The following is a 26,357-nucleotide window of genomic DNA, read 5'->3' as shown; positions in this document are numbered from 1 at the left end:
GCAATCCTCACGTTAAAAATGCGGATCGAATAAAATGCAGGCCTGATCTGTTCATTCCAAGCGAGGCTTATTCTCCATTCTCTCCAACAGGGAATGACCGTCCATGTTTACCAGAGCCATCTTTTCAGCCTTATTTCTCGCCGTCATCGGGCTCGGCATTTCCGCTTGCTCCACGTCGGGCGATCATAATTCCGGCGGCGGCATGACGCTGAACGCGCCTCCGACTGGCGGTGGATATTGATCCTTCAGCTCGCAATCGCCTTGAAGCCACCCCGCTGTCGCTAAAACAGTGGCAATTGCCGATCTTCGCAAGAATCGGGTTGAATTCGACGCCTCCGAGGACGATTTTCATGACAAGTGGAAACACAGGAGCTTTCGTCATGAATGAGACAAGGCAGAATTACCTGATCTTCGAAACCGCCGGCGGCTTTTGCGGCATCGCCTGGAATGATGTCGGCGTGCTGCGCTTTCAATTGCCGACGAAGGATGCGGCGGCAACCGAACGCCTGCTGCGCCGGCGCCTGTCGAATGCGCAGCCCGGCACGCCGACGCCGGAGATTGCGGGAGTGGTCGCCAAGGTGAAGCGCTATTTTGCCGGTGAGAAGATCGACTTTTCCGATGTCACGCTCGACCTCGGCGATCAGGACGCTTTTTTCACGCAGATCTACGCCGCCGCCCGGCAGGTCGGCTGGGGTCACACGACAACCTATGGAAGTTTGGCCAAGCAGCTTGGCGCAGGGCCGGAAGCCGCGCGCGATGTCGGGCAAGCCATGGCCAAGAACCCGGTGGCGCTGATCATCCCCTGCCATCGCGTTCTGGCTGCGGGCGGCAAGATCGGCGGCTTTTCCGCGCCGGGCGGCTCCAACTCCAAGGCTCGCATGCTGGAGTTGGAAGGCGTCCAGCTGGCACCGCCGAAGCCGGTGCAGCAGTCGCTGGCGTTTTGAGCCGGACGATCGGGTGTACGGCTAAAGCTGCTCGCCTTATTCCTTCGGCCCCTGACGGGCTCGGGAAAACAACAGCGTCTGCTTGTCATTGAGGCGCATTGGCATCGGATCGCCATAGCCGACTTTTTCGGCGACTCGGATCGAGGCCCTGTTATCGGGCGAAATCAGACAGACGCTGCGCTCGAACCGCGGCTGCTCGTCGAGCCAGGCGAGGGCGGCGGCAAGCGCCTCCGTGGCAAAGCCCTTGCCGTGCGCCCATGCCGCCAAAGCCCAGCCGGCCTCGGGAATACCCTTGATCGGCGGCTCCATCACCCGATGAAAATCGGCAAAACCGAGATCGCCTGCATATCGGCCTGACGATTTCTCACGGATTGCCCAGTAGCCATGTCCCAGCAGCGGCCAGAGGCCGTGATAGGACAGCATCCGCATCCATGACTCCCTGGAGGTGGATACGACATTGCCGAAAATATGCTTCACGACCAGAGGGTCGCTCCACATGCCGGCAAGCGGTTCGAAATCATCGAGCGTATGACCCGTGAGAATGAGCCGTTCGGTTTCCAGTCGCGGCGGCGAGAGCGTGGGTTTCATTCAGGTCACTCTTTGGGTTCGGCATCGGGAAATCTGCTGCAGGCGTCCGGCCAGACCTTGCGTCGGTTATTTTTACTCATACACGAAATCATGCCGCTCGTTCCAATGCTCTCTTCCGCCATAGAATTGTGAAGGCGAGACCATGGTTGACAAGCAGCAATGGCACGAAAAGCGCGGGTATATAAATGCCGGCGCCAAAGAGGCCGGGATTTCCGACCCTCGTTATGCCCATGTAGTAGGCGTTCAGAAGATCCATGGTTCCCCAGACATTGAATATCCAGACAATAGGAATAGCGATCGGCCACCGCCAGGAAAGTGCGGCCATTGAAACAAGCGCGAGAACGGCTGCGATGAAATCACCCCATCCGACCTGATAGGCGAAATCTGAACTCAACTCCGAAGATACGAATCCGGATACCAGAAAGTTCATCCCCAGGAACCTGAACGCATGGAAAGCCGCGAGAAGTCTCAACGCCTCATAGCGCGGCACTGCACGTATCGCAGGCCAGACATAGACGTAAGCCACAACCGAACTCGTCAGGAAGGCGCCGGCAACGCTGAGAACGAATGGAAGATTGAAGTCCGGTGGCATGCTGGGATTCCTTTATGTTTGCGGACATGTTTCGACATCTGCGGGTGCTCAGGGATTGGCCATGAGCAGGCGCAGCGGCAAAAGCGGGCCGATTGCGATGTATTCGTGATCCATGAGATTTTGCCTGGCTAAGGGCAGGTCCTCCATGATTGCCTGCGCCTCGGCGACGTCCCTGGAATTCAGCAGGAAGATGGCTCCACGTCCGTCGCCCCGCGAATACCATTCACGAATCTTCCCGCTGAGATAGAGCAGGACCGTCTGCCGGATTTCAGCCGGCATGACGCTCATGACTTGTTCGCGTGTGACGCCCGCCTTCACGGTAAGGATGATCATTACCCCTGTGGTTGCCGGCGAGACGGCCTGTGCCAGGTCAGCGGTTGGATGGGTCATGGAAGCAGCTCCTGTGAGAGTGAGTCAGGAAGCGGCTACAGATCGCTTTCACGGTCTCGTTTCGGCGACGTCCTGAACATAACGCAAACATAAGTCCGCTTTTCACGAGCGACTATTCTCGATAATGTCGACGAGTTATGAAGCAGAACTTCACAGTCAGACAGGGAGCCCTCGATGGCGTCGAGGCCTTCCTGAGTGTCGCCCAGCACCGCAGTTTTCGCAAAGCAGCCGTAGCGCTCGGGGTAACCCCATCGGCGATCAGCCAGGCGGTGCGGGCGCTCGAGGCGCGCATCGGCGCGGCACTTTTCATCCGCACGACGCGCAGTGTCAGCCTAAGCGAGGCCGGCGAGCGATTTCACGCCCGCGCAAAGCCGGCTTTCGAGGAGCTCATTGCCGCCAGCCATGGCGCGCGCGACCTTGGACAGCGACCCGCCGGACTGTTGCGCCTCACGGTGCCGCAGGCGGTGGTGCCGATCCTGCTGGAGCCGCTGATCGCATCCTTTTGCCAAGTCTACCCCGAGATCGAGGTGGAGATCGCCGCCAGCGCGGACCTTGTCGATATCGCCGCCGAAGGGTTCGATGCGGGCATCCGGTTCGGCCAGTTCATCGCCGCGGATATGGTTGCGGTTCGGCTGACGCCGCCTTTCCCCTTCGTGGTCGTCGGCAGCCCCGAATATCTGCGCCGGCAGGGAAGGCCGGAGCGTATCGACGATCTGCGTCAGCATGCCTGTCTGCGCATGCGCCGCTCAAACGCGTCGATCGCGCCCTGGTCCTTTGTCGACAACAACAAGTCGATCGAAGCGATCGTCTCCGGTCCGCTGATCGCCCACGATTTTCCCACCATTCTTGGTGCGGCAGCGGAAGATATGGGGCTCGCGCAAGTGCCCGAGCCGATCGCGGCGAGCCTGGTCAAAGCAGGCAAGCTCGTGCGTGTTCTGGAGCCATTCGCACCCACGGTGCCGGGCATGTTTCTGTACTATCCCAGCCGCCATCAAATGATGCCGAAACTGCGAGCCTTCGTTGACCACATCAAGCGCCGAAAACCTTAGGTTGTGCGGCATCGAGAAAGGAAGACGTCATGCAATATCCGTGGTCTTCCTGGATGGAAGGTAGCGCCATCCCTCACCTTTCCTTCCGGCTATTTGGATAGGTTCTAACGCTTTGTTATTGCCTTGCTTCGGAACTAAAGGTCGTGCGAGATCGTTTATCTTGAACTTTGATGCGACGTTGACGTCGTACCCGGCCGGCTGGGTTAAGCGGCGCTCTTGAGGAGTATCTCACTATGAAGATTTCGTCCGGATTTCGTTCAGTCGCGGTGGCCGCCATTGCCGCTGCGGGAATTGGCTTTGCCAGCGCTGCGCATGCCGACAGCGGCACGATCCGTTTTGCCGTCTACAAGGCGGCTTTCTTCGTCGGTGGTTCCGGAGGGGAGGGCACGCTGACCTTCCATGGCCGGCGCTATCCCATCTCGATCGGCGGCATCTCGGGCGGCCTCGCCTTTGGTGCTTCCAAGACCTATTTCAGCGGTACCGTGCGCCACATTCGCCGCGCCCAGGATGTCAGCGGCGTCTATGGTGCAGCGGGCGGCGGCGGCGCCGTCGGCAAGGGCGCCCAGATGATCGTCATGACCAATGATAAGGGTGCCCAGCTCGAACTGACAGGCCGGCAGGTCGGCCTGCAAGTCAACGCCGATATCAGCGGCATGAGCATCCGGGTAAAGTAAGGGCCACTTAGCTCGCCACTCCCCTGGACGGGCCCGATTTGCTGAATTGGCGATCGGCACGTCCAGGAAAATTACGTGCGGAGCGCTGGTCGTGCTCTATTCCCGTCCCATTGTTTCTTGGCCTCAGAACGCATCGAAATCCAACCGACCTTGCCTCGCGCTCGATATGCCTTGGTTTTGATCAGCGCAGATGTAACGCCGGCAGTTCCGGCGTCGGTGTCTGCGCCGATCATTTCGTCTTGACAGTGAGCTCATTACCGCGTCCCGGATCGAGCGACAGCGAGAGTGAGAGATAACCGTTCCGAGGATCGCGGACATAGTCGATGTAGCCACCCGCCTCCGCGAACGCATTTTCGCCGATGATGATAGCGCCAGGTTTCAGATGAGGCTCCAGCAGCTTCAAGATCGGAAGATAGAGGGTGAAGGCGCCATCGAGCAGTACCATGTCAATGTCGCCGCCGACGCTGGGCTTCAAGGTTTCCCGCGCATCGCCGATCCGAAACTCGACCAGGTCGGCCAGCCCCGCGGCCATGAGGTTCGCCTTTGCCCGCTCGCCCTTGCTGGGTTCGAGCTCGGTGCCGATAAGGGCACCGCCGCCCATATCATGCAGCGCTGCCGCCATATAGATGGCCGAAATTCCCATCGAGGAGCCGAATTCCACGATGCGCTTCGCTTTGCAGCTTCGTGCGGACATATAGAGAAAGTGCCCGAACTCCGGGGAGACGCTAAGGAAATTATCGGCGTAACCGTGATAGAGCCCCGCCATATCCCTGGTTTCCGCCTCGATAACCTGGGTCATCGCCTGTTCGACAGTGCTGGCGTTGCTCTCGAAGGTCTGCATCAACGGAGCATCCGCCGCGTCCGCTTCCTGATGAAGACGTTGAAGAACGTCCGCGATCGGGCCGTTGCTGAGTGAATCCATGTTTCGGGCTCCTTTGAAATGCGCAGCCGAGGCATCGGCGCTGTGTCTCGGAGCCAGCATACGAAATCATCGCCTGACCGCATTCCGCAAACAGGACAATATATTGCGATTTCTGGTCAATCCCTGGGATGGTACGAAGACAGCGATCAGGAGGCGATGCGGCGGTCCGCCAGATACCGCGCGGGCGGCTTGCCCAGGGTCTTGCGGAACATGGTGACGAAGGCGCTGGCGCCTTCGTAGCCGAGATCAAGCGCCACGGTCTGGACCGACGCGCCCTGGTCGAGCCATTGCAGGGCAAGAAGGATGTGGAGCTGCTGGCGCCAACGGCCGAAGCTCATGCCGGTTTCGCGTTTCAGGGTACGGGTCAAGGTCCGCGGGGCGACGGTCATGCGCTGAGCCCACTCCTCGATCGTCGCGCGCTCGGAGGGATCGGTCATCATCGCGGCGGCAATCTTCCGCAGCTTCGCATCTGCGGGCATCGGGAAGTTCAGCTTCTCGACGGGCGCCAGTGACAATTGATCGAGAAGCACGGTGGCGATGCGGCCGTCGGCACCGTCGATATCGTACAGCACAGGCATCTCGGTGACATGCAGCAGCAAACGCTCCAGCAATGGCGAGATCGACAGCGTGCAGCAATGCCGGGGCAGCGCCGGCACCGCACCCGTTTCGACATAAAGGACGTAGACCTCGACATTTCCGGCCATGATCACGCTGTGTGAGACGTTGTCGGGAATCCACACCGCACAACGCGGCGGCACGATCCAGACGCCCTGATCGGCTTCGCATCTGACAACGCCCCGCAAGGTCAAAATAAGCTCGGCTTTCCGATGCTTGTGCATGGCCAACTCCATGCTCTTCGTGACCATGTAGCCGCCGAGGGCGACGACCGCGCGGGGAACATCATCGGGAGCGAAATCGACACCATCGGCAAAGTCGAGGTCGTTTTCCTTGGCACGATAGAATGGCATGTGCGTGACAATCGATTCGAGGGAAGTTGGCTGGATTGGACAATATCAGTCTGCAATTGCGATTTTCAATGCGGGCAGATCCGAGCGCGACGGCTCAAACCACCGCGATCCGTCAGGAATTCGCACGCTTGAATTCCAAGCAGAATTTTGTCGATTCAGAATCGGCCAAGTTTCAGGTACTATCCCCGCCAATCGGTCGGTTCTTGCTGTCTCCACGAGGAAGGGTCGAGACATCCGGGTCGGGAAAAGACCACCAGTCGTGCCTTCAACCCCGACTATATGACCCGGCTGGATAAAAAATCCGCCGCCGGTTAGTATGCAGCTCTCGCCGAATGAGTGGTCAGTTTTCATGCGCGCAATCGCCTTGGCCTGCCTCATCATTATGTTTGTATCGCCGCAAGCCGCAGCAGACCCTGGACGGTTGGTCGAAGCCAAACCCGCTTCAGACGCACCTGCGGGCGCGATAGCCTGGCGCATCCTGTACGAGACAAGCGACAAGGATGGCCGCCCCACGCAATCGACCGCGCTTCTCATCGCCCCCAATACCCCTGCACCACCCGGTGCAGGCCAGTCGTTGCCTGGGCCCATGGGACCACCGGTATCGCGGAAGAATGTGCACCCTCGCTCGGCCCGCATGCCTTTTCATCAATACCCGGGCTTACGCTGATGCTGCACGAGGGCTGGGTGGTCGTCGCCACCGACTATCCCGGCCTCGGGACATCCGGTCCTCACGCTTATCTGGTCGGCAATGCCGCTGGATATGCTGTCCTGGATGCGGTTCGCGCAGCGCAGGGCGTGCCGCGCGTCGGCGCCGGATCGCGCTTTGCCGTATGGGGCTTGTCACAGGGGGCGCACGCGGCCCTTCTTACCGGGCAAGTCGCCGGACGGTACGCGCCTGACCTGCAGCTCGCAGGTGTGATTGCCGCGGCGCCGTCCGCCAATCAGGCATCGAGCTGGATGAAGGACCGGTTTGCGGGCATACCGGCAAAGACGACGTGCCGGGGTCATTGACCAAGCGAGCGCGCCGCGTGCGGTTCGCCAATACCCCTACCCCACTCTATTGTTCAAAACCCAGGTCGATCATTGAATTGGTTTGGCTTTTCTTACCTTCGACGCCGAAAATCGACCCTTGGCACGGTACGCGACTCAACAGCTGCTGTTTGCGCTGAGGGCTTTAGATAAGCACAGCACCGCCATCTACGACTACGGATTGGCCGGTGGCATAGGCATTGCGCATGAACGACAGGTACGCTTCAGCGATATCCGAAGGCTCGCCGATACGTCCCACGGGCAGCTTCCCGGCTGCCGAGCGGAAGATCTGGTCCCGTGCCTCGGATGGAATACCGGACCACAGATCGGTGGCAACCATCCCGGGCGTCACAACGTTGACGCGCAGAGGCGCGAGCTCGAGGGCGAGCGCGCGGGTCAATGATTCGATCGCGCCGCAAATGCTTGCCGCGAAGGCAAAACCTGCCGGCGGCCGCCGGGCCGAGGTTCCGCTCGTCAACACGATGGACCCGCCATCGCGCATGTGTGGCCGCGCCGCCTTCACGGCAGCGACCGCACCCCAATAACGCAATTCAAAAAAGCTGCGCGCAGTTGTCAGATCGATTTCGGCGACGGGCTTGCCGAACGGCAAAGGCTCGCCGGCGGTGAAGACCAGATGGTCGAACGCGCCGAGTGTCGTGAAGAATGCCGAGAGGGACTCCATCGACCTCACATCGACGACCGCACCTGTGGCGGCCCCTTCCGGTAAACGCGTGATGGCGCTCGCGACATTCTCTTGTTGGCTGGAGGCGATGATGACATGAGCCCCTTCATGGACGGCTCCTTGAGCGACCGCAAAGCCGATCCCCCGCGATCCGCCAAGGATCGCGACCCGCTTGTTGTGCAACATGACTTTTCCTTTCGCAGATGCGGATGGATTGCCCGCCAGATGCGGCCCGCCTCTTGAAGGAAAGACTACTTCGATCTAATCATTCGATCGATAATGTATCTTCCATATTAATTTATCAATCGGCCAAAAATTTGGATCCGTTTCTCGACCTCATCCACCTGCTTCGCCCAAGCGCCACGCTCTGGGGCGGAATCGAGGGCTATGGCCGATGGGCCGTGTCGTTCCGCAAACGGGACGACCTGTTGTTCTGCTGGCTGGAGCGCGGCGCCTGCCATTTGATCCGAGCCGATAAGGAACCGCTCCTGCTGCAGGAAGGCGACTTCGTCCTCATCAGAACCGACAAAAGCTTTGTCCTTGCCTCGGACGTCCAAGCTGTTGCTCAGGACAGCGAGGCGATGGTCGCAACCACAGGTAAAACGCTTCTGAGGATGGGTGCAGGCTCGGAAGCGCCTGTGGTATTACGTGGCGGGCGGTTTGTCTTCGACACGGCGAACGAGGGCCTCCTCACCTGGCTAATGCCATCCTTTGTCCATGTCATGCGTGATGACGTCTCCTCTTGGCGTGTTCGCAGTTTGCTGAGTTTGAACCTGTCGGAGTCATCGCAACCGAGAGCCGGTAGCGACTTCGTCATTACGCGTTTGATGGAATTGACATTTGTCGAGATTCTTCGTGGCGCCGTCCCTGACGCAACCCGGGAGCACAGGGGCTTGCTCGCCGGATTGAACGATCCCGTGATAGCCCGGGCGCTGACGGCACTACACGAAGACGCCGCGAAAGACTGGACGCTGGCAGACTTGGCGCGGCTCTGCGGCGTTTCCCGATCCAGCCTTTCCAGCCGGTTCCGCAGCGTCGTCGGCATGGCGCCGATCGGCTATCTTCAGCACTGGCGCATGGCCGTTGCGAAGGATGCGTTGCGTCGCGGTGACAAAACTATTGGGGAGATCGGGCTCGCCATAGGCTTCCTGTCACCAAGCGCCTTTAGCACCGCCTTCACCCGATTTGTCGGCGTCTCGCCCAAGACGTTCGCCGCACGAGAGCGCCAAGCCCCATCCCCCGTCATTCCCACTCGATCGTGCCGGGCGGCTTCGATGTGACGTCGTAGACCACGCGGTTGATGCCGCGGACTTCGTTGATGATGCGGGTCGCGGCGCGGCCGAGGAATTCCATGTCGTAGTGATAGAAATCCGCGGTCATGCCGTCGACCGAGGTGACGGCGCGCAGCGCGCAGACGAATTCGTAGGTGCGGCCGTCGCCCATGACGCCGACGGTCTGGACCGGCAGCAGCACGGCGAAGGCCTGCCAGATGGCGTCGTAGAGGCCGGCCTTGCGGATCTCGTCGAGATAGATGGCATCGGCTTCGCGCAGGATTTCCAGCTTCTCGCGGGTGATGCCGCCTGGGCAGCGGATGGCGAGGCCCGGGCCGGGGAAGGGATGACGGCCGATGAAGCTGTCCGGCAGGCCGAGCTCCTTGCCGAGCACGCGTACTTCGTCCTTGAACAGTTCGCGCAGCGGTTCGACGAGCTGCATCTTCATGCGCTCCGGCAGGCCGCCCACATTGTGGTGCGACTTGATGGTGACCGAGGGGCCGCCGGTGAAGGAAACGCTCTCGATGACATCGGGATAGAGCGTGCCCTGGCCGAGGAAATCGGCGCCGCCGAGCTTCTTGGCTTCATCCTCGAAGGTTTCGATGAAGAGCCGGCCGATGATCTTGCGCTTGGTCTCGGGGTCGGAAACGCCTTCGAGCTCGCCGATGAAGCGGTCGGAGGCATCGACATGGATCAGATGCAGATTGTAGTGCTCGCGGAACATGGCGACGACGTTTGCCGCCTCGTCCTTGCGCATCAGGCCGTGGTCGACGAGGATGCAGGTCAGCTGGTCGCCAACGGCCTCGTGGATCAGTAGCGCGGCAACGGAGGAATCGACGCCGCCGGAAAGCGCGCAGATGACGCGCTTGTCGCCGACCTGATCGCGGATCGCCTGCACCGCCTTGGCGCGATAGGCCGACATCGACCAGTCGCCCTTGATGCCGGCAATGTTATGGATGAAGTTGCCGATCAGCTTGGCGCCATCGGGCGTATGCACGACTTCCGGATGGAACTGCACGCCGTAATATTTGCGCTTCTCGTCGGCGATGAAGGCATAAGGCGCGTTCGAGGACGTCGCGACCACTTCGAAGCCTTCCGGCAGCGCGGTGACACGGTCGCCGTGGCTCATCCATACCTGATGGCGCGAACCGTTCGACCACAGCCCTTCGAAGAGGGCGCAATCCTTGTCGACTTCGAGGAAGGCGCGGCCGAATTCGCGATGGTGGCCGCTCTCGACCTTGCCGCCGAGCTGCATGCACATGGTCTGCTGGCCGTAGCAGATGCCGAAGACCGGAATGCCGCTGTCGAAGATGATCTGCGGCGCCCGCGGCGAGCCTTCGTCCACGGTCGAGGCCGGGCTGCCTGACAGAATTACGGCTTTCGGCTGCAGCCGCTTGAAGCCGGCTTCGGCGGATTGGAAGGGAACGATTTCGCAGTAGACGCCCGCTTCGCGCACACGCCGTGCGATGAGCTGCGTCACCTGGCTGCCAAAATCGACGATGAGAACGGTGTCTGGATGTGCTGTCTGGGTCATGGCGAGCCTTTAATGAAAAGCGCTTTCCCTGGCAATCGGGCAAATCACGCGAGCGGCGATTTTATTGTCCCGATTGTCCTTAATTCTCGTCGTTTCCGGCCTTTAGAACCAGAATACGCCGTCTTCCAGCGCCGTAAACAGCCCATCGACGGCGTAGGATAGTTTGCGGTCGATCACATGCAGATATTCCGTCCAGTCGGAAATGTGCTGCAGATCGACCTTGCCGTCGGAAATGCCCCGCAGGCCGATCAGCGGCAGATCATAGGTCTGGCAGGCGCGCAGTACTGCGAAGGTTTCCATGTCGACCATATCGGTGCCGATGCGTTCATAAGCTTCCGAGCCCGAGACAATATTGGCACCTGTCGAAAGGCTGCCCTCGGCAATGGTCGGGATGCGCAAGGGCAGCTCGATCGTCGCTGGCAGATCGAGGAAAGGCGTGCGGCCTTTTTCGAAGCCGAGCGGCGAGGCATCCATGTCGCGATAGGAAACCGAGGTGATCTGGTAGACCTCCGTCTGCTCCAACTTGGCGGAGCCCGCCGAACCGAGCGACACCACGAGATCGGGCAGGTCACCCTGCGCCTCGAGCTGCGCAAAGGCGCGGGTGAGCGCGATCGCAGCCTCGACCGGGCCGACGCCCGTCATCAGCGGATCGATGCGCGAGCGCAGGAAGGGCCCGTATTCAGCCTCGGCCGCCATGACGAACAGGATCGATTTGCCCGATACCCGCTTCAATTCGAATTTCATCCGCTAATTCCCTCTCTGCCCCGGATGACCATCATCGTTCCCGTCATCGAGGCAATCAGCTTGGCCGGCCCATCACCGATGGCATAGCCGCGCCCGTCGGCGACGATGATCGTCGTGCCGGGCTTGGTGACATCGCCGCGAAACAGGAAGCGCTCGCCGCGCCCGGGCGACATCAGGTTGACCTTGAATTCGATCGTCAGGATCGATGCCGAGGGGTCGATGACGCTGTAGGCGGCAAAGCCGCAGGCCGAATCCAGCGCGGCGGCGATGATGCCGGCGTGCAGTATGCCGTGCTGTTGCGTCAGCTTCATATCGAACGGCAGCTCGATTTCCACCGTGCCATGCTCCACGCGCGTCAACTCCGCGCCGATCGTCGCCATCGCCGCCTGCCGTTCGAAGCTCGTTCGGATGCGCGTTCGAAAATCGCCGCTGGTCCCCGTGTCGTCTGGCCGTGTCATGCCGTCCCCTTTCGCGGGTGCGAAATTGGCACGGAGAGGCCGTTTGGACAAGGGTTATCCGGTGGAAAAGCGGAGGCGTCCCGGCCTGCCGTGCCGACATCGAATTTCCACGATCGGATCGCCATGCTATCCGGAACTGGGATGCTGACGGCGAGGGCGAAGATGACGACGATCCTGCAATCGGTAGCGGCTTATGAAACCTGGATGCGGGCGCAGCTCGGCGCCGATCTGGTGGAAGCGGGGCTGGCGAAGAAGCATAAGCTGATGAAGGCCGACAGCTTCTCTTTCCTGCGCGGAACCTATTGGCGCTGGGCGGAGACCATCCTCGACATTTGCCCCGACCTCAGGAATGCCCCGCAGCTATTGGCGATCGGCGACACGCATCTCGAAAATTTCGGCACCTGGCGCGATGATGAGGGAAGGCTCGTCTGGGGCGCCAATGATTTCGACGAGGCTGCTGTCATGCCCTTTGCGCTGGACCTCGTGCGCCTCGCGACGAGTGCCATCCTGGCGCGCGGCGAAGACGGCCCGACGCCGCGCGTCGTTGCCGACAGCATACTGGCGGGCTATCGCCGCGGCTTGCGGCAACCGTCTCCCGTCGTTCTCGAGCGCGATTACAAATGGCTGCGCAATGCCGTGCTGCTGCCGAATGCCGAGCGCAAGGCTTTCTGGGAAAAATATCGCAATCTGCCGCCAGCGACGGATCCCGTGGCGGAGCGCTATCTCAAGGCACTGCACGAGGCATTGCCGGATCCGGTGACGGCATTCGAACCGAAGCCGCGTCTGGCCGGCACCGGCAGCCTGGGCCGTCCGCGTTTCGTCGCCTATGTCGAATGGCGCGGCGGGCCGGTATTGCGCGAGGTCAAGGCACTGCTGCAATCCGGCTGGTCGTTGAAGCACGATGCATCGGATAGGAATATCCGCACCGGGATCATCGCCGGCGGCCGGGCGCGTTCGCCTGATCCGCGTTATCAGGTCGCCGGAACCCTGCTGGTGCGCCGCCTGTCGCCCAACAGCCGCAAGATCGAAGTCGAAGGCGACGCGCAGGTGCTGCTGTCGCCCGAGATGCTGGATCTCATGGGCTTCGAGATCGCCAACTGCCATGCCAATGATGCGTCGCTCATCCCGGGCGTTCTGGCTGATCTCGATGCGCGTGGTTCGGATTGGTTGCGTGCGGCGGCCAAGGCGGCCACCGTCGCGGTCGGTGCGGAACAAGCCGAATTTGCCAGGAAGGGCTAGGCCGGTAAAAAGATCGATCAATGCCCGGCGGCTTCCACAATCAGATGGGCGATCGTATCGGGATGCGAGATCAGCGAGAGATGGCTGGCCTTCACTTCGATGGTCTTGGCGCCCATGCGCTTGGCCATGAAGCGTTCCAGATCCGGATTGATCGTCCTGTCTTCGGTGGAAACGGCATACCAGCTTGGCTTGCTGCGCCAGGCGGCCTGGGTGGTCTTGCCCGTCAGCAAAGCCTTATGGAAAGGCTCTTGCACGGCGTAAAGCACCTCTGCCTTGGCCTTGGGCAGGTCGCCGGCGAAGTCGCGCAGGAAAGCTTCCTCGGTCAGCCGTCCTTCATCGCCATCGAAGACGATGCCGGCTGATGCCGGTGGTGTCGGATATGTCTTGGCGAGCGCCGTATAATCTTCACCGGCATCCGGTGCGCGGGCTGCGACATAGACGAGCGCCGAAACCTTCGGATGAACGCCGGCTTCGGTGACGAGCATGCCGGAGAAGGAATGGCCGACGAGAACGGTCGGACCGTCCTGGCGATCGAGCACGCGCTGCACCGATGCGACCGCTTCGGGAAGCGTCGTCAACGGGTTCTGCACTGCTGTGCAGTTCAGCCCCTTGGCCTGCAGCCGGGCAATGACCTCGGTCCAGCAGGAGCCGTCCGCGAAAAGCCCATGCGCCAGCACGACGTTGCGAGCCTTCAATGGCACGGACTTAGCCGCGCCGGAGGCCGCAGCCGGATTGCTGGCGGCCATGCCGTGCGTGGAAATGAGGGAGGCGGCGGCGCCGGCAACAATGGCGGTCGAGAAATTCCGTCTGGTCATCATCATGATCGTGATCCTTATGGTGTTGAGATAAATGGGCACCAGAAAGCCGTCCGCGCCGAATGTCGGAACGGTGAAGCTTCTGAAATCTTGTATGTCTCGGAGCGGCATATGACCGAACGCGTGGGTCGAATTTGCCCCATCCTGTATTCCGGTTCAGCGTCGAGCTTTCCTTGTGTACGCAAAAGCGAGGCTGTTGATCGTTTTGTATTCCAAATAGCGTCGTTAGTCAATTATTGGATGCGTAACTGTTGCGTGATTGGTTATTTGTATGCGTAAGCGGTGAAGGCGGATGCTTTTGCATACGGCGCAGGTCGATCTTGGGAAACTCGGAGTGGTGGATGGGCTGCGTGACGCGGCTGGGGATCGCGAGTTGCTGCCCGCCGTATGCGCAGCATGAAACGGCCATCATGCAGGCCATCGCGAAAGGAGGAGGATATGACGTCAGGCGCATGCGAGCGCCCATGCTCAATGCAGCGACGGCGTTGCGGCGCTTCATCGAGGCCGGCGAGCTCGCTTAGGGCAGTTCAGCCACCGATCAGCCGCGGGCGATGCGCACGATGTGCTGGTCCCAGGCGACATCGCTGTGCTCGCCGAGGAAATCGCCTCCATAGGAGGAAACGGCAAAGCCATGGCGGGTCGGCGCGATGCCGGCCGCATCGGCGATGCTCTCCACCCTTAGCACCTTGCCGGTCTTCGCATCGAGCGTCACCGAAGTCCCTTCGATCGGTGAAGTGACGCCAACGAGATTCTCGGTGCGATTGACCGCGATGGCTCCGACATAATTGCCAAGAGCCCGGGTCGTCTCGTCGGGCAGGGCAACGAAGGTCAGGTCCTCGCCCCTCGCGAAATGGCCGACAAGCGGCGGCAGGTCGTTGCGGTGGCCTTCATACTGGCAGGCGAACCAGACCCGGCCGCTGGCATCGATGTCGACATGACGGGTCGAGACCTGGGCATATTGCGACGGTAGCGTGTGCTTCTCGATCAGCCGGCCGCTCGCGGCGTCGATCAGCGTCAGCGACGGTTCCATATGGTCGAGATTGAGCTTGGTGCGGCCGAAATCCGGATGGGTCTCGATGCCGCCATTGGCGACGACCAGGAACCTGCCATCGTCCGAAACCGTCATGTCGTGTGGGCCGACGCCATAGGTCTCGTATTCGCCGATGCGGGCAAAGCGGTTGTTGCTGTCGTAGAGCCCGATGATACCGCGATTATTGTCGAAATCATTCTCGCTGGCATAGAGCAGCCTGCCATCGGGCGAAAACGTGCCGTGGCCGTAGAAATGCCGGCCTTCTCTAGCGGAAATGACGATCGGCTCGGCCTTGTTCCAGGGATCGAAGATCATCGCATAGGTACCGGGCCGGCGCGCAAAAGCGACGGTCTTGCCGGTCGCCTTCGAAAAGGCCATGCCGTGGGCGCGGGCGGGTAGCGCCACCTGATCGATGATACGCCCCTGTTCGGTCACCGTCGCTACGGCAAAGGAGCCGTCAGTGGCGCGGATGCCGGAGGCGTACACCGCATCGGCTCGTTCCAACGCCATCAAGGCCCCCGGCTTCAACGCTGCGAGGAAGGTCAGCCCTGCCGCCTTGACGAAGGTTCTCCGATCGATCATGCTGCTACGCATCGCCTTCAGTCTCCATCTGCGAAGGAAAAGCCGGCTGAAAGGCCGATGGCGCCGCCATACTCGTCGCTGAAGCTGGTGGCGAGATCGCGGCTGACGGAGAGCAGCTTGTCGATCTTGGCGCGTTCCGCATCGTTGCCGATGGCTGCCTCGATATCCGGATTGATCGTCGGTGCTGTAGCCGCGAGTTCGTTCAGCAGTCCGTCGATCTTGGTGGCGACGGCGCGCTTGTCCGATGGCAGCAGGTTTGCCATGTCGGCATTTTCCCAAAGCGTCTTCAGGCCTTCGATGTTACCGGTAAACGAGGCCCAGGTGTTGGCCGAGCGCCAGTAGATCGCCATCTTCGGCCGGGCCGCCGCCGCATCGCCCTTGTAGAAGGTTTCCAGCCGCTGGTCGCGGACATTGGCCGCGCCATGCACGAGGATGCCCAGCAACGCCGTCACGGCCTCCTTGTTGTCCATGAAATCGTCACTGGACTTGCCAGGAAACTTCCAGGATTTCTGCACGCCGTCGGGCGCATCCCATTCGTCGGCGATTTCCTTGGCCGTATTTTCGATATTGCCGGCGACCGCCGCGCCATAGCGGCAGCGGAAACTCTGCTTGTCCTTGCCGAGAATGTCGGAACCGTTGCCGAAGAGCACATATTCCAGCGCCGTCATGCTCATCAGCGCCACGCTCTTGCCGGCGACGGCCTCGACGGTGGTGTCCTGCTCGTCCGCCCTGGCGATCAGCGCCTGCACCTGCCTGAGACCGACGCCCTTGCGATCGGGATAGAAGAGGATGTGCTCGAAGCGGTTCTGTTCGATGATCGGGCCGGTATCGACGATCTCGATGCGCGACCAGTCCTTCACCGTATCGCCGAAGGCGGCTTTAGCGCCGGAAAGCGTCGCGTTCGTGGGGTCGGCGCAAAGCGCCTTCATTGCCGCCGTCAGCTTCGATGCGGAGTCGTGCATGGCGCGGTAGCCTGGGCGGATGACGTCGTCCACCGCCTTCTGCAGAGTGGCCGGCACCGCCGCCTCGTTCAGGCCGGCGCCAGCGGTCGCCGCGTCCTCGGCATGGGCAGGCAGGGCTGCAACGGTAAGCAGAAGGCTGGCGGCCAGAGCAATTCCAGCAAAAATGCGCAGCGGTTTTGCGTCCGGAATTGCGTGAAAACAATGGGACGGAACATTTCGGTGACTCCGTTCAGAGCGGAAATGCTCCGGGCGTTTCCAATGGCGCATCAAAGGGACTCCAGAAAGTTGACGAGGGCTTGCCGGTCGTCCTTCGAAAGACCGGCGAATGCGTTGCGGGCTTTTTCCGCCTCTCCTCCGTGCCAGAGGATGGCTTCGGTCAGCGTGGCGGCGCGGCCGTCATGCAAGTAGGCCTGCCGGCCGCTCACCGTCTGCGTCAGGCCTATACCCCAGAGCGGCGGCGTGCGCCAATCGCGACCGGATGCCACGCCCACCTGCTGCCCATCCGAAAGACCTTCGCCCATGTCGTGCAGCAGGAAATCGGAATAGGGCCAGATCAGTTGGAAGGCCTGCGGGGAGTCCTTGCCATCGCTGCCCTTGAGGTCGTCGCGGGTCACGAATTTCGGCGTGTGACAGGCCGCACAGCCGGCGCTGTAAAATAGTTCCTTGCCATGCAGCACATCGGGAAAGCTCGCCTTGCGGCGAGCCGGCACGGCGAGATTTTCGGAATAGAAGGTGACGAGGGGAAGGACGGGATCCGACGCTTCCGTATCGCCCAGCCGCTTCTGGATGCCGTTCGGCATGACCAGGCAGCGCGGCTCCCTGGACGTGCAATCGCCATAGGCGTCCGGCCGGTCTGGCGTCGAAATGCCGATATCGGCCGAGAAGGCATCCGCCACCTGGTCGCGCACGGTGGCATTCTGCGCCTTCCAGCCAAATCGGCCGAGCGCGATTTCACCTGTGCGATGATCGCGGACGATGGCGGGGCGGCCGCGAATGCCGGTGCCTTTCCTGTCGTCAGGGTCGGCATTGGCAAGGATATCGGCATCCGCAATGGCCTCGATCAAGCCGAGGCCGATCATCGGCGGCGCGATACGCGCTGAAATCGTTGTCGTAGTGTCGAGCGGTCCATAGGCAAGATCGCTCATGCCGTATGTCGGCTTGCGCAACGTCACTGTCTCACCGCCCGCAAGCGTCACCGTCTCCTCGCTATAGCTGAGCGTCACCTTGCCTTCGGCGGCAAGTCCGGGCACGGCGAGATCCTGCAGTTGCGCCCCATAGGTGGAGTCCGGAAAATTCAGCGCGCGGAAGTCCCTGACCGCCTGCTCCTCTTCCGGCGTGACGGCGGTCCGTGCCAGGCGCAGGACCATCGAGGTCGCAGCCGTTCCGGCGGCATCCGGCGCATGGCCGCGGCCGTCCCGGATGTGGCAGCTCTGGCAGGAGCGGGCATTGAACAGCGGCCCCAGCCCATCGGAGGCCTGTGTCGAAGAGGGAGCCGAAACCCAGAGCTTGCGGAAGAGGGCGTTGCCGAGATGGAAATCCTGTCCGCGCTCCGAGCTCAGATTGGCCGAGGGCTGCGAGAAGATATCGCGGCTGACAGGATCGATCGAGGTCAGCGCACCGCCCTGCATCGCTTCATAGGGCTCGGCCTTGGAGAAATCCGTAGTCGCGCGGGTGACGTCGCGCACCCGCTTCAGCTGTTCGGGTGCAAGATCGGTGCGGGTCGCCGGAAAGTCGAGAATGCCGGCGGTGGCCAGCGTGATCGAAAAAACCAAAAAACCCGCAGCGAAGGCGGGCAGCAGGGCGCGGTTGGCCGGAATGCTTGTCATGGGTGTCGGGGTGGCAGCGCGGTGCGCGCTGCCACCGTCCCTATTACTTCTTGAAGACGGCGTTAGGATTGTCCAGGCTGTCCGAACCTTCAAGCTTGATCGTGCCGAGGTCGAGAGCGGCGATGACGCGCTGGATGCTCTTCGTCTGGTCGAGCAGGCCGTCGATGGCCTTCTGAACCGTCGCGTTGCCTTCCTTGTTGCCCTCGCCGATCATCTGGTCGTATTTTTCGACCGTTTCGCCGCGATGCACCAGCGCCTTCATGGCCGCAAGCGTCGTGTCGAGCTTGCCTTCCATTTCCTTGTCGAGCGCCGGATCCTTGGCCTTGACCAGATCGTGCAGCGACGGACCCTTCATCTTGGTGCCGTCGGCGCGGGTGTAGGTGCCGGTATAGGCGGAGGCGATGCCGATCGCGTCGCCATTGTGCTCGTTATAGGTATTGTCGGAGAAGCAATCCTGCTCTTCTTCCGGATCGTGCAGAAGCAGGCCGAGCTTCATGCGCTCGCCGGCAAGTTCGCCGTAGGAGAGCGAGCCCATGCCGGTCAGGATGGCGGTGAGGCCAGCCTTCGGATCCGCTTCGAGATGCTTGGTGGCTTCGCCGTCCGGCTCCCACTTGTCCGTCATGTCCTGCAGGTCGGCAACGAGCAGCGTCGAGGCGGATTTCAGATATTCGGCGCGGCGGTCGCAATTGCCGTGCGTGCAATTCTTCAGATCGTAATCGGTTGCCGGGCGTTCGCCGGCGCCCGCCTTGGTGCCGTGCAGGTCCTGACCCCAGAGCAGGAATTCGATAGCGTGGTAGCCGGTCGCGACATTGGCCTCGACACCGCCCGCCTGATGCAGTGTGCCCGACAGGAATTCCGGCGTCAGATGCGAGGCATCGACATCCTTGCCGTTGATCTTGATCGTCTTGTTGGCGATGACATTGGCGACATAGAGCGCGTTCTCGTCGCTTTCCGTGCCATAGGAGGCGTCGACATAGTCGATCAGGCCTTCGTCCAGCGGCCAGGAATTCACCTTGCCTTCCCAGTCGTCGACGATCGGGTTGCCGAAGCGGTAGACTTCCGTCTGCGCATAGGGAACGCGAGCCTTGATCCAGGCTGCGCGCGCCGCCTTCAGCGTCTTGTCGCCGGGATTGGCGAGCAGGGCATCGATCGCCTTGTCGAGCGCCTTCGCCGTCGTCAGCGAGTCCTGATATTTGGCATGGGCAAGCTCTGCATAATGCTTGAGAACGGCAGCCGGTTCAGGGGCAGCAGCGAGGGCGGGCAGGCCGGATGCGGCAGATGTGGCAACGGCCACCGCAAGCACGGCGCCAAAATTGATCTTAAATTTCATGTTCCTCTCCTGGTGACGGTGGGGGCACCGTCAAAAACTTGGCGTTTTGTGTCATGTATGAAAAATAAACTTGTGTCAAACGCTCTAGTTTAGAATGGTTTTAAGCCGAACCTTGCGGGTTCGGCCTTAAAAACAGAGTGGATTGTTGAGAAGAAGAGGCGTCCGCTCGCCGTCCATCGCGGGCGGATGGATTGAGCCTCATCCCTTCCGCTGCAGGCGGCAGAAGAAGAAGCCATCCGTATCGGTGGAGGCGGGCGTCAGCGTGATAGTCCGGCCGTCGGAAGAATGGGGCCGCGGCATCTCCTTGCCGAACAGCTTTTCCCAGGAATTCAAGGCTTCGACGACCTCGAAATCCGGATTGAGGCTGGCGAAGCGGTTGACCTGCGCCTCGTTCTCCTCGGGCAGGACCGAGCAGGTGACATAGAGCAGCGAGCCGCCGGGGCGGACGAATTCGCCGGCCTGGGCGAGAGCTTCCTGCTGCTGGCTGGTGCGCTCGTCGAGATTCTTCTGCGTGAGCCGCCATTTCGTGTCGGGCCGACGTCGCCAGGTGCCGGTACCGGTGCAGGGCGCATCGACGAGAACCTTGTCGAACTTGCCGCGCAGAGGAAGCAACCCGTTGCGTTCGTCATGCACTTGAACATTGCGGGTCCCGGCCCGCTTCAGCCGCTCGATGATCGGTGCCAGCCGCCGGCGATCGGTATCATAGGCGTGGACCTGGCCCTTATTGTGCATTGCCGCCGACATGGCGAGCGTCTTGCCGCCGCCGCCGGCGCAATAGTCGAGTACTTGGTCGCCTTCCTCCGGCAGGACGAGATCGGCGACGATCTGCGAGCCCTCATCCTGCACCTCGAACCAACCCTTCTGGAAGGAGAGCTCGGCGGTAACGTTCGGCAGGCGCGATGCGCCTTCGCCAGCGGGAATGCGGATGCCGAAGCGGGCGATCTTCGATGCCTGCGCGCCTGCGCGTTCCAGCGCCTTCACGACTTTGGCGCGGTCTGCTTTCAGGGCATTGGCACGAAGGTCGAGCGTGGGGCGTTCGGAAAGAGCCTTCGCCTCGGCAAGCCAGCCGTCGCCGAAGGCGTGCTGGAATGAAGGCTCGACCCATTCGGGGATATCGCCCTGGATGTGAAGCGGCGCGTCTTCGAGCTTGCGGGCCGCAAAGGCGGCCAGATTTTCGGCGCTCGGCGCTTCGGGAGCGAATTTATCGCCCTCAAGCTCGGCGGCCAGCGCCTCGGGTGTCAGTCCCCATTGGCGAAAGAGTACGGCATGTGCAAGCGCCGAGGGGCTGTCGTCACCCATCAGCCAGGCATGGGAAAGCCGCATACGCAGGGCGTCGTAGACGATATTGCCGATTGCGGCCCTGTCGCCGGAACCGGCGAAGCGATGAGCAAGGCCCCAATCCTTCAGGGCGTCGGCCACCGGTCGCTTGCGCGCTTCGATATCGGCAAGAACTTCGATGGCCCCCTGCAATCGGCCGCCCAGACGCATTCACACTCTCCTGCTTGCGCACCGTCCCGAACTCAGCGGAGTTTACCGGGAAGCGTTGCGCCCTATCAAAATAGCCGACACCTCATCAATCCGCACGAAAAATGCACGTGGCGGCGGATTATTGAGACGTCCCAACCGCGTCGTAGCCGCGATTGACGGAGAGAGCAAGCGTCGCGCCGAAATGCCTGACGGATCCGGCTTGATCGAGCGATTACTTCGAGGCGACGACGTCGTAACAGACCTTGGCCGTACCGGAGGCGACCATGCCGATATTCTGTGCGGCGGCGCGGGAGAGATCGAGAACGCGGCCGCGAATGAAAGGTCCGCGGTCGTTGATGCGAACGACGACGCTGCGGCCGTTATGCTTGTTGGTGACCCGCAGGCGCGTGCCGAAGGCGAGCGAGCGATGGGCTGCGGTGAGATTTTTGGAACTCATACGTTCACCGGAAGCTGTTTTGGAACTTCCTCCGTACCATGAGGCGCCTCCGCATCCGGTGGATGCAGATGCCGGTGTCGAAACGACAATAATGGAGGCGGATATAGTTGCGGCGATTGCCAAAGAACGTGCGATTTTCTTCAAACCGATTTTTCCCTCAAGCTATTGAACTTGCGCCCTGGGTAGGCGGCGGGCTTAAATCAGGCCAAAAATGGCGAAAAAGTGCCACTATCGATCACGGAATGTTACAAGCTGTAACATTTGTGATTCAAGGCAAATACTGTGACTAATCAACGGCTTTGCTTGATTGTGGAAAAAACCTAATAAAATCAGTTAAAAATGGAATAAATTTTCCCATACGCGAGGCGCGTTGTCGGAGATCACGAAATTCGGAAAAATAATTTTCCGAATTTGCCATAATTGCTGCCTCATTTGTGCAATTTTAGAGGTCGTTAACCATAAATACGGAGTAAATTGAACTAGGTCAGCCGGCTAAGTAGGAATTTTCGTGCGATTTTTCTCCGCGCGGAGAAGGGCCTTTAGCCGCGCCACCGTCCAGACGACCAGAGCTCGGCAAGCGACATACGATATTCCGGATAGCGGAAGGCAAAGCCGAGTGAACGCAGCTTCTTGTTCGAGACCCGCTTGTTCTCGCCATAGAAGGAGCGTGCCATCGGCGTCAGCTCGGCTGTCTCGAAAGCCTGCTCCGGCGGTGGTTCGACACCCATGAGGCGGGCAGCCTCGGCGACTACATCCTGCGGAGGCGCGGGTTCGTCGTCGGTGACATTATATATGCCGCCTAGCTTGTGCTCGGACAGGAAGCGGGCGCAGGCGCCGATATCCTCGACGCGGATACGGTTGAAGACCTGGTTCGCCTTGATCAGCCGCCGTGCCGTGCCCTTTTCCAGGTTGCAGAAGGCGTTGCGGCCCGGGCCGTAAATGCCGGAAAGCCTGAGCACGGCAACGGGAAGATCGAGCCTGATGCCGACGCGCAGCCAGCCGTCTTCGGCCTCGACGCGCTCGACCGAACGATCCGCGATCGGATGCAGCGACGTCTGTTCGCTGACCCAGGCGCCCTTGTGGTCGCCATAGACGCCGACGGTCGAGAGATAGCAGATCCATTCCAGCTTCGGCATCAGCGCCTTGAGATCGAGCTGCGCCAGCCGCAGCAGCGGATCGCCTGATTTGCCCGGCGCGATCGACTGCACCAGATGCGTCGCGGTTTGCATGGCCTCGGTCAAGGCGGGATCGAGCGTCTCGCCGTCGAAGACGAAGGCCTCGATGCCTTCTTTCGTCAGCAGCTCGGCCTTATCGGCGGAGCGGGTCGTGCCCGTGATGTGAACGCCTGCGCCGGCGAAAGCCTTGGCGATGGCTGTTCCCGAATAGCCGCAGCCGAAAATCATCACATGCATCATACTACTCCCGCCAATGTCCATTCCGCGCGAACCTCTTCGTTCGCTTCGTCGTCCCTTTCTGCCGCAAATGCTCGGAGCTCGCCAGCCGTCATCAGTCGCGACAGCGCCCAGATCGCCATGCCGCGTACGACGGGTGAGGGATCCCCAGCCAGTTGGCGGCATCTCTCGATAAAGGAACGCTCGCCCGAATTGCCGGCCGCGATCAATACATTGCGGATGAACCGGTCCCGGCCGATGCGCTTGACCGGCGAGCCGCTGAAGAATGTGCGAAAGGCCGCGTCGTCCAGATCAAGCAGAAAGGCGATCGACGGTTCCTTCAGATCGTCGCGGGCGACCAGCTTCATTTCCGAAGCGGCGCTTGCGAACTTGTTCCAGGGGCAGGCGGCAAGACAGTCGTCGCAGCCATAGATGCGGTTGCCGATCAATGGTCGTAGCTCAGGATCGATCGGTCCCTTGTGCTCGATGGTGAGATAGGAAACGCAGCGGCGCGCATCGAGCTGGTAGGGCGCAGGGAAGGCTGCGGTTGGACACACGTCGAGGCAGGCCCGGCAGGAGCCGCAATGGTCTATCTCCGGCTCATCGAGCTCGAGATCGGCCGTAGTGAACATCGAGCCGAGGAACAGCCAGGAGCCGAAGGCGCGGCTGACCAGATTGGTGTGCTTGCCCTGCCAGCCGAGGCCGGCAGCCTCTGCAAGCGGCTTCTCCATGACCGGCGCCGTATCGACGAAGACCTTGACGTCCTCCTTCGAGCGCGCGGCAAACCGGGTGGCGATCTCCTTCAGCCGGCCCTTGATGATGTCATGATAGTCGCGGTTTCTGGCATAGACGGAGATTGCCGCCTTGTCCTTCTTCTCCAGGATGCCGCGCGGATCTTCGTCGGGGCCGTAATTGAGGCCGAAGACGACGATAGAGCGTGTCTCGCTCCAGAGCACGTGTGGATTGCCCCGCCGGTCGCGCGTTTCCTCCATCCAGCCCATGGTGCCGTGATGACCCTGGTCGAGGAACTGCCCGAGCCGGACAGCCGCTTGCGGAATGGCATCCGGCCTGGTGATGCGACAGAGATCGAAGCCGTGCGCGCGCGCTTCCTCCCGCAGGAAAGCCGTCAGCGTGCTTCTGCGCTTGTCCGCTTTTTCCGTTTCGCGATCATCGGGCATGTCGAGCCCTCGTCATGGCAATTCCAGGATAAGATGCGTTAGCGGTTTTCCGGCCGGAATTGCGCAAAAAAACGCTCTAGAAATCCAGGTCGGCGTAGTGCGAGACCGGAGTGACACCGCGCACGCGCTCTGCCAGGATCGGGCGGAAGGACGGGCGCGATTTCAGCCGCTGATACCATTCCTTGGCCACAGGCGATTCCGTCCAGTCGATCTCGCCCAAATAGTCTAGCACCGAAACCGAGGCTGCGGCGGCAAGATCGGCATAACTCAGCCGTTCGCCCGCGAGCCACTGCCGCGAGCCCGCAAGCCAGGACAGATATTTCATATGCTGCCGGATATTGCCGCGCGCCATGCGCATCACCTTGGAATCCGGCGCGCCGCCGCCCTGTTCGGCGGTCATCTGCAGCTTGAACACACGCTCGCGCGTGAGCGGGCGGGTGACGTCCTGCTCCATCTTCTGCATGAACCACTCCGTCAGCCGGCGAATCTCAGCGCGCTGGAACGGATCTTCGGCCAGAAGCCGGCGATCCCGTTTCAGCACTCCATGCGTCTCGTCGAGATATTCGGAGATCACGGTTGCGCCACAGAGTGCCCGCATGCTGTCATCGACATACACGGGCAGGGTGCCGGCGGGATTGAGCGCCAGGAAATCGCGTCGCTTTTCCCAGGTCTGTTCCTCGATCAGTTCCGTCTGATAGCCGTATTCGGTCAGGATCAGACGAACGAACCGTGAGGAGGATGACATCGGGTGGTGATACAGCGTCGGCATTGGTACTCGGGTGTTTCTGATTGATGCTACGGAGCTTTTGGTCGCTATTCTGCGGCCCTAGTCATTTGTCATCGGTTGAAGCTATAGGATCTTGGCCTAGTTTGCACAAGCGAATCGGGCCGCCCGGCCGTTTGACAAAGGACACGATATGGCTGAACAAATTATTATCGCGCTGGTTTTGGGCCTTGTGGAGGGGCTTACGGAGTTCATTCCGGTCTCCTCGACGGGCCATTTGATATTGCTCGGACATTTTCTCGGCTTCAAGGAAGCCGCCACTTTCGACGTTTTGATCCAGCTCGGTGCGATTCTCGCCATCCTGCTCGTCTATTTCAATCGGCTCGTTCAGATTGCCAAGGCACTGCCCGTCAGCGTCAAGGCCCGCCATTTCGTTCTGGCCGTCCTGTTCGGCTTCCTGCCGGCCGCCGTCATCGGCGCCCTGGCGCATGATTTCATCAAGACCGTGCTGTTCGACTCGCCGAAGGTCATTTGTATCTCGCTGATTCTCGGCGGCATCGTCCTGCTTGTGATCGACAAGATCCAGTTCAAGCCGAAATACACCAGCGCCTATGAATTCTCCTGGCCGATGGCCATCAAGATCGGCTTCTTCCAGTGCCTGGCCATGATCCCGGGAACCTCGCGCTCCGGCTCAACTATCGTCGGCGCGCTCCTGCTCGGCGCCGACAAGCGCTCCGCCGCCGAATTTTCCTTCTTTCTCGCCATGCCCACAATGGCGGGCGCCTTTGCGCTCGATCTCTGGAAGAGCCGTCACGACCTGAGCATGGATCAGGGGCTGCTGATCGTCGTCGGCTTCTTTACCGCATTCATTTCGGCGCTGTTCGTGGTGCGCGCGCTGCTCGATTTCGTCTCGCGTCGCGGCTACGCGCCTTTCGCATGGTGGCGCATCATCATCGGCGTACTCGGCCTGATCGGTCTTTATACGATCGGCTGAGGCGAATCGCCTGATACCAGGATACCGAAGAGCAGGAAGGCCGGTGAGAACCGGCCTTTTTCGTGCCTGATCAGTTCTGGGAGGACGTGTCGATAGAGCCCGTTGTGCAGGGATCGACGCCGTAGGTCGGCGCACATTCGCCCTTTACCGAGGCGATGCTGCCGCGGGCTACGAAAGAGCCGGCGAGAATCACCAATGCCGCGCACGCAAACAAAAGCGCGATAGACTTGCCCATCGAAAAATGCCTTTCCGCAGAAGTGTGAAGCGCGCCGCGGACCGGTTCATTGTCCAAGCCTGAGACGCGCGGCTGTGTTAGTCAGTGAGATGAGCAATAGCAATAAATGTTCATGTTAAATTTGACGTTAATGCGACTATTTCCGCAGTGCGTCTTTTAGGCAACGCTAAGCTGTGAATGAGAGCGGGATTGCGGGGCACGCAAGCCCTCTGCCGCGGCATTCGAACGACAAAAAAAACACCGCGCGGCGGAGCCGGCGGCGTTTTGAATTCGTTGAGCTGC

Annotated in this window: 28 protein-coding genes and 1 pseudogene; 9 read left to right on the top strand and 20 right to left on the bottom strand. The window is 60.9% G+C overall.

All coding sequences use genetic code 11. The features are described from left to right. The first annotated feature begins 103 nt into the window (after window positions 1–103). Window positions 104–241 (top strand): hypothetical protein, encoded by a 138-nt coding sequence (locus PH552_RS18170; protein ID WP_162737052.1) that lies wholly within the window; start codon window positions 104–106, stop codon window positions 239–241. A gap of 139 nt (window positions 242–380) precedes the next feature. Continuing rightward, window positions 381–944: a methylated-DNA--[protein]-cysteine S-methyltransferase gene (locus PH552_RS18165; protein WP_183762295.1), complete on the top strand. Its 564-nt coding sequence runs from the start codon at window positions 381–383 to the stop codon at window positions 942–944. 36 nt (window positions 945–980) lie between these two features. Here the strand turns inward: PH552_RS18165 and PH552_RS18160 are convergent, their stop codons facing one another. The 3 genes from PH552_RS18160 to PH552_RS18150 all read right to left on the bottom strand — a co-directional run bounded on the left by PH552_RS18160 (window position 981) and on the right by PH552_RS18150 (window position 2,514). Beyond that, a complete protein-coding gene (locus PH552_RS18160) occupies window positions 981–1,532 on the bottom strand; it encodes a GNAT family N-acetyltransferase (RefSeq protein ID WP_169644159.1) in 552 nt (183 codons plus the stop codon). Window positions 1,533–1,620: 88 nt separating this feature from the next. After that, window positions 1,621–2,124: a hypothetical protein gene (locus PH552_RS18155; RefSeq protein ID WP_285166207.1), complete on the bottom strand. Its 504-nt coding sequence runs from the start codon at window positions 2,122–2,124 to the stop codon at window positions 1,621–1,623. Between the two features lie 48 nt (window positions 2,125–2,172). Further along, the gene (locus PH552_RS18150; RefSeq protein WP_183762301.1) at window positions 2,173–2,514 is read right to left on the bottom strand and encodes a hypothetical protein; all 342 of its coding nucleotides are present in this window, start codon (window positions 2,512–2,514) and stop codon (window positions 2,173–2,175) included. 137 nt (window positions 2,515–2,651) lie between these two features. Here PH552_RS18150 and PH552_RS18145 point away from each other — a divergent pair, with 137 nt between their 5' ends. Together PH552_RS18145 and PH552_RS18140 are read left to right on the top strand one after the other, a co-directional pair. Continuing rightward, window positions 2,652–3,563, top strand: a complete 912-nt coding sequence (locus tag PH552_RS18145; RefSeq protein ID WP_183762304.1) for a LysR family transcriptional regulator — start codon at window positions 2,652–2,654, stop codon at window positions 3,561–3,563. A 233-nt stretch (window positions 3,564–3,796) separates the two neighbouring features. Beyond that, complete coding sequence (locus PH552_RS18140) at window positions 3,797–4,237, top strand: lipid-binding SYLF domain-containing protein (RefSeq protein WP_112343568.1); 441 nt, start codon at window positions 3,797–3,799, stop codon at window positions 4,235–4,237. A 229-nt stretch (window positions 4,238–4,466) separates the two neighbouring features. Here PH552_RS18140 and PH552_RS18135 read toward each other — a convergent pair whose 3' ends face one another. Then, window positions 4,467–5,159 carry an O-methyltransferase gene (locus PH552_RS18135; protein ID WP_183762307.1) on the bottom strand — a complete coding sequence of 231 codons (693 nt, stop codon included), beginning with the start codon at window positions 5,157–5,159 and terminating at the stop codon, window positions 4,467–4,469. 146 nt (window positions 5,160–5,305) lie between these two features. After that, window positions 5,306–6,127 carry an AraC family transcriptional regulator gene (locus PH552_RS18130; RefSeq protein WP_183762310.1) on the bottom strand — a complete coding sequence of 274 codons (822 nt, stop codon included), beginning with the start codon at window positions 6,125–6,127 and terminating at the stop codon, window positions 5,306–5,308. A gap of 666 nt (window positions 6,128–6,793) precedes the next feature. On the opposite strand from PH552_RS18130, the gene PH552_RS18125 reads away from it, so the two are divergent. After that, on the top strand, window positions 6,794–7,138 hold the full coding sequence (locus tag PH552_RS18125) for a lipase family protein (RefSeq protein WP_183762313.1): 345 nt from the start codon (window positions 6,794–6,796) through the stop codon (window positions 7,136–7,138). A gap of 163 nt (window positions 7,139–7,301) precedes the next feature. Here PH552_RS18125 and PH552_RS18120 read toward each other — a convergent pair whose 3' ends face one another. Continuing rightward, entirely contained in the window at window positions 7,302–8,024 is a 723-nt protein-coding gene (locus PH552_RS18120) for an SDR family oxidoreductase (protein ID WP_285166205.1), read from the bottom strand. A gap of 23 nt (window positions 8,025–8,047) precedes the next feature. Between PH552_RS18120 and PH552_RS18115 the strand changes: the two genes are divergently transcribed. Continuing rightward, the gene (locus PH552_RS18115; RefSeq protein ID WP_246698526.1) at window positions 8,048–9,118 is read left to right on the top strand and encodes an AraC family transcriptional regulator; all 1,071 of its coding nucleotides are present in this window, start codon (window positions 8,048–8,050) and stop codon (window positions 9,116–9,118) included. On the opposite strand, the gene guaA is transcribed toward PH552_RS18115, so the two are convergent. The 3 genes from guaA to PH552_RS18100 form a co-directional block, all read right to left on the bottom strand. Beyond that, the gene (gene guaA / locus PH552_RS18110) at window positions 9,081–10,643 is read right to left on the bottom strand and encodes a glutamine-hydrolyzing GMP synthase (RefSeq protein ID WP_069611063.1); all 1,563 of its coding nucleotides are present in this window, start codon (window positions 10,641–10,643) and stop codon (window positions 9,081–9,083) included. The genes PH552_RS18115 and guaA overlap by 38 nt on opposite strands. A 102-nt stretch (window positions 10,644–10,745) precedes the next feature. Continuing rightward, a complete protein-coding gene (locus tag PH552_RS18105) occupies window positions 10,746–11,387 on the bottom strand; it encodes a 5'-methylthioadenosine/S-adenosylhomocysteine nucleosidase (RefSeq protein WP_183762316.1) in 642 nt (213 codons plus the stop codon). Then, complete coding sequence (locus tag PH552_RS18100; RefSeq protein WP_112343573.1) at window positions 11,384–11,845, bottom strand: PaaI family thioesterase; 462 nt, start codon at window positions 11,843–11,845, stop codon at window positions 11,384–11,386. The genes PH552_RS18105 and PH552_RS18100 overlap by 4 nt, the downstream gene beginning before the upstream one ends. 162 nt (window positions 11,846–12,007) lie before the next feature. On the opposite strand from PH552_RS18100, the gene PH552_RS18095 reads away from it, so the two are divergent. Beyond that, window positions 12,008–13,084, top strand: a complete 1,077-nt coding sequence (locus tag PH552_RS18095) for a DUF2252 family protein (protein WP_112343833.1) — start codon at window positions 12,008–12,010, stop codon at window positions 13,082–13,084. A gap of 17 nt (window positions 13,085–13,101) precedes the next feature. Here PH552_RS18095 and PH552_RS18090 read toward each other — a convergent pair whose 3' ends face one another. After that, window positions 13,102–13,905, bottom strand: coding sequence for an alpha/beta hydrolase (locus PH552_RS18090; RefSeq protein WP_112343574.1), 804 nt, complete (start codon window positions 13,903–13,905; stop codon window positions 13,102–13,104). 386 nt (window positions 13,906–14,291) lie between these two features. Here PH552_RS18090 and PH552_RS18085 point away from each other — a divergent pair. Further along, window positions 14,292–14,420, top strand: a pseudogene (locus PH552_RS18085) (GntR family transcriptional regulator); the annotation flags it as partial. Between the two features lie 17 nt (window positions 14,421–14,437). Here PH552_RS18085 and PH552_RS18080 read toward each other — a convergent pair. The 9 genes from PH552_RS18080 to PH552_RS18040 form a co-directional block, all read right to left on the bottom strand. Continuing rightward, the gene (locus PH552_RS18080; RefSeq protein WP_183762319.1) at window positions 14,438–15,523 is read right to left on the bottom strand and encodes a DUF1513 domain-containing protein; all 1,086 of its coding nucleotides are present in this window, start codon (window positions 15,521–15,523) and stop codon (window positions 14,438–14,440) included. Between the two features lie 5 nt (window positions 15,524–15,528). Beyond that, the gene (locus PH552_RS18075) at window positions 15,529–16,740 is read right to left on the bottom strand and encodes an imelysin family protein (RefSeq protein ID WP_246698527.1); all 1,212 of its coding nucleotides are present in this window, start codon (window positions 16,738–16,740) and stop codon (window positions 15,529–15,531) included. Continuing rightward, window positions 16,740–18,299 carry a di-heme oxidoreductase family protein gene (locus PH552_RS18070; protein ID WP_183762322.1) on the bottom strand — a complete coding sequence of 520 codons (1,560 nt, stop codon included), beginning with the start codon at window positions 18,297–18,299 and terminating at the stop codon, window positions 16,740–16,742. The genes PH552_RS18075 and PH552_RS18070 overlap by 1 nt, the downstream gene beginning before the upstream one ends. A 43-nt stretch (window positions 18,300–18,342) precedes the next feature. Continuing rightward, a complete protein-coding gene (locus PH552_RS18065; protein WP_112343578.1) occupies window positions 18,343–19,629 on the bottom strand; it encodes an imelysin family protein in 1,287 nt (428 codons plus the stop codon). Window positions 19,630–19,827: 198 nt separating this feature from the next. After that, entirely contained in the window at window positions 19,828–21,117 is a 1,290-nt protein-coding gene (locus PH552_RS18060; protein ID WP_112343579.1) for an RsmB/NOP family class I SAM-dependent RNA methyltransferase, read from the bottom strand. A gap of 211 nt (window positions 21,118–21,328) precedes the next feature. Next, window positions 21,329–21,697: a septal ring lytic transglycosylase RlpA family protein gene (locus tag PH552_RS18055; protein WP_169644179.1), complete on the bottom strand. Its 369-nt coding sequence runs from the start codon at window positions 21,695–21,697 to the stop codon at window positions 21,329–21,331. Window positions 21,698–22,092: 395 nt separating this feature from the next. Next, window positions 22,093–22,965, bottom strand: a complete 873-nt coding sequence (locus PH552_RS18050; protein WP_112343581.1) for an SDR family oxidoreductase — start codon at window positions 22,963–22,965, stop codon at window positions 22,093–22,095. Next, window positions 22,965–24,122, bottom strand: coding sequence for a tRNA epoxyqueuosine(34) reductase QueG (gene queG, locus PH552_RS18045; protein ID WP_183762325.1), 1,158 nt, complete (start codon window positions 24,120–24,122; stop codon window positions 22,965–22,967). The genes PH552_RS18050 and queG overlap by 1 nt, the downstream gene beginning before the upstream one ends. A 76-nt stretch (window positions 24,123–24,198) precedes the next feature. Continuing rightward, window positions 24,199–24,891 carry a glutathione S-transferase family protein gene (locus PH552_RS18040; RefSeq protein WP_112343583.1) on the bottom strand — a complete coding sequence of 231 codons (693 nt, stop codon included), beginning with the start codon at window positions 24,889–24,891 and terminating at the stop codon, window positions 24,199–24,201. Between the two features lie 148 nt (window positions 24,892–25,039). Here PH552_RS18040 and PH552_RS18035 point away from each other — a divergent pair, with 148 nt between their 5' ends. Beyond that, window positions 25,040–25,840: an undecaprenyl-diphosphate phosphatase gene (locus tag PH552_RS18035; protein ID WP_112343584.1), complete on the top strand. Its 801-nt coding sequence runs from the start codon at window positions 25,040–25,042 to the stop codon at window positions 25,838–25,840. Between the two features lie 70 nt (window positions 25,841–25,910). Here the strand turns inward: PH552_RS18035 and PH552_RS18030 are convergent, their stop codons facing one another. Next, window positions 25,911–26,075, bottom strand: a complete 165-nt coding sequence (locus tag PH552_RS18030; RefSeq protein WP_169644184.1) for a hypothetical protein — start codon at window positions 26,073–26,075, stop codon at window positions 25,911–25,913. Window positions 26,076–26,357 lie beyond the last annotated feature (282 nt).

The sequence above is a fragment of the Rhizobium aureum genome (genome assembly GCF_030182495.1).
GTDB classification, from domain to species: Bacteria; Pseudomonadota; Alphaproteobacteria; order Rhizobiales; family Rhizobiaceae; genus Rhizobium; species Rhizobium tropici_C.
The sequence above is the reverse complement of the archived record's forward strand: the minus strand, read 5'-3'. Positions and strand labels throughout refer to the sequence as shown.

Coding starts and splice junctions, on each gene's coding strand:
- PH552_RS18090 (WP_112343574.1), bottom strand. CDS start 13,905: ATGATGATGACCAGACGGAATTTCTCGACCGCCATTGTTGCCGGCGCC.
- PH552_RS18105 (WP_183762316.1), bottom strand. CDS start 11,387: ATGAAATTCGAATTGAAGCGGGTATCGGGCAAATCGATCCTGTTCGTC.
- PH552_RS18065 (WP_112343578.1), bottom strand. CDS start 19,629: ATGAAATTTAAGATCAATTTTGGCGCCGTGCTTGCGGTGGCCGTTGCC.
- PH552_RS18040 (WP_112343583.1), bottom strand. CDS start 24,891: ATGCCGACGCTGTATCACCACCCGATGTCATCCTCCTCACGGTTCGTT.
- PH552_RS18060 (WP_112343579.1), bottom strand. CDS start 21,117: ATGCGTCTGGGCGGCCGATTGCAGGGGGCCATCGAAGTTCTTGCCGAT.
- PH552_RS18155 (WP_285166207.1), bottom strand. CDS start 2,124: ATGCCACCGGACTTCAATCTTCCATTCGTTCTCAGCGTTGCCGGCGCC.
- queG (WP_183762325.1), bottom strand. CDS start 24,122: ATGCCCGATGATCGCGAAACGGAAAAAGCGGACAAGCGCAGAAGCACG.
- PH552_RS18075 (WP_246698527.1), bottom strand. CDS start 16,740: ATGCGCCATTGGAAACGCCCGGAGCATTTCCGCTCTGAACGGAGTCAC.
- PH552_RS18170 (WP_162737052.1), top strand. CDS start 104: ATGTTTACCAGAGCCATCTTTTCAGCCTTATTTCTCGCCGTCATCGGG.
- PH552_RS18135 (WP_183762307.1), bottom strand. CDS start 5,159: ATGGATTCACTCAGCAACGGCCCGATCGCGGACGTTCTTCAACGTCTT.
- PH552_RS18165 (WP_183762295.1), top strand. CDS start 381: ATGAATGAGACAAGGCAGAATTACCTGATCTTCGAAACCGCCGGCGGC.
- PH552_RS18080 (WP_183762319.1), bottom strand. CDS start 15,523: ATGCGTAGCAGCATGATCGATCGGAGAACCTTCGTCAAGGCGGCAGGG.
- PH552_RS18050 (WP_112343581.1), bottom strand. CDS start 22,965: ATGCATGTGATGATTTTCGGCTGCGGCTATTCGGGAACAGCCATCGCC.
- PH552_RS18125 (WP_183762313.1), top strand. CDS start 6,794: ATGCTGCACGAGGGCTGGGTGGTCGTCGCCACCGACTATCCCGGCCTC.
- PH552_RS18130 (WP_183762310.1), bottom strand. CDS start 6,127: ATGCCATTCTATCGTGCCAAGGAAAACGACCTCGACTTTGCCGATGGT.
- PH552_RS18140 (WP_112343568.1), top strand. CDS start 3,797: ATGAAGATTTCGTCCGGATTTCGTTCAGTCGCGGTGGCCGCCATTGCC.
- PH552_RS18035 (WP_112343584.1), top strand. CDS start 25,040: ATGGCTGAACAAATTATTATCGCGCTGGTTTTGGGCCTTGTGGAGGGG.
- PH552_RS18100 (WP_112343573.1), bottom strand. CDS start 11,845: ATGACACGGCCAGACGACACGGGGACCAGCGGCGATTTTCGAACGCGC.
- PH552_RS18030 (WP_169644184.1), bottom strand. CDS start 26,075: ATGGGCAAGTCTATCGCGCTTTTGTTTGCGTGCGCGGCATTGGTGATT.
- PH552_RS18070 (WP_183762322.1), bottom strand. CDS start 18,299: ATGACAAGCATTCCGGCCAACCGCGCCCTGCTGCCCGCCTTCGCTGCG.
- PH552_RS18120 (WP_285166205.1), bottom strand. CDS start 8,024: ATGTTGCACAACAAGCGGGTCGCGATCCTTGGCGGATCGCGGGGGATC.
- PH552_RS18145 (WP_183762304.1), top strand. CDS start 2,652: ATGAAGCAGAACTTCACAGTCAGACAGGGAGCCCTCGATGGCGTCGAG.
- PH552_RS18095 (WP_112343833.1), top strand. CDS start 12,008: ATGACGACGATCCTGCAATCGGTAGCGGCTTATGAAACCTGGATGCGG.
- guaA (WP_069611063.1), bottom strand. CDS start 10,643: ATGACCCAGACAGCACATCCAGACACCGTTCTCATCGTCGATTTTGGC.
- PH552_RS18160 (WP_169644159.1), bottom strand. CDS start 1,532: ATGAAACCCACGCTCTCGCCGCCGCGACTGGAAACCGAACGGCTCATT.
- PH552_RS18115 (WP_246698526.1), top strand. CDS start 8,048: ATGGATTGCCCGCCAGATGCGGCCCGCCTCTTGAAGGAAAGACTACTT.
- PH552_RS18150 (WP_183762301.1), bottom strand. CDS start 2,514: ATGACCCATCCAACCGCTGACCTGGCACAGGCCGTCTCGCCGGCAACC.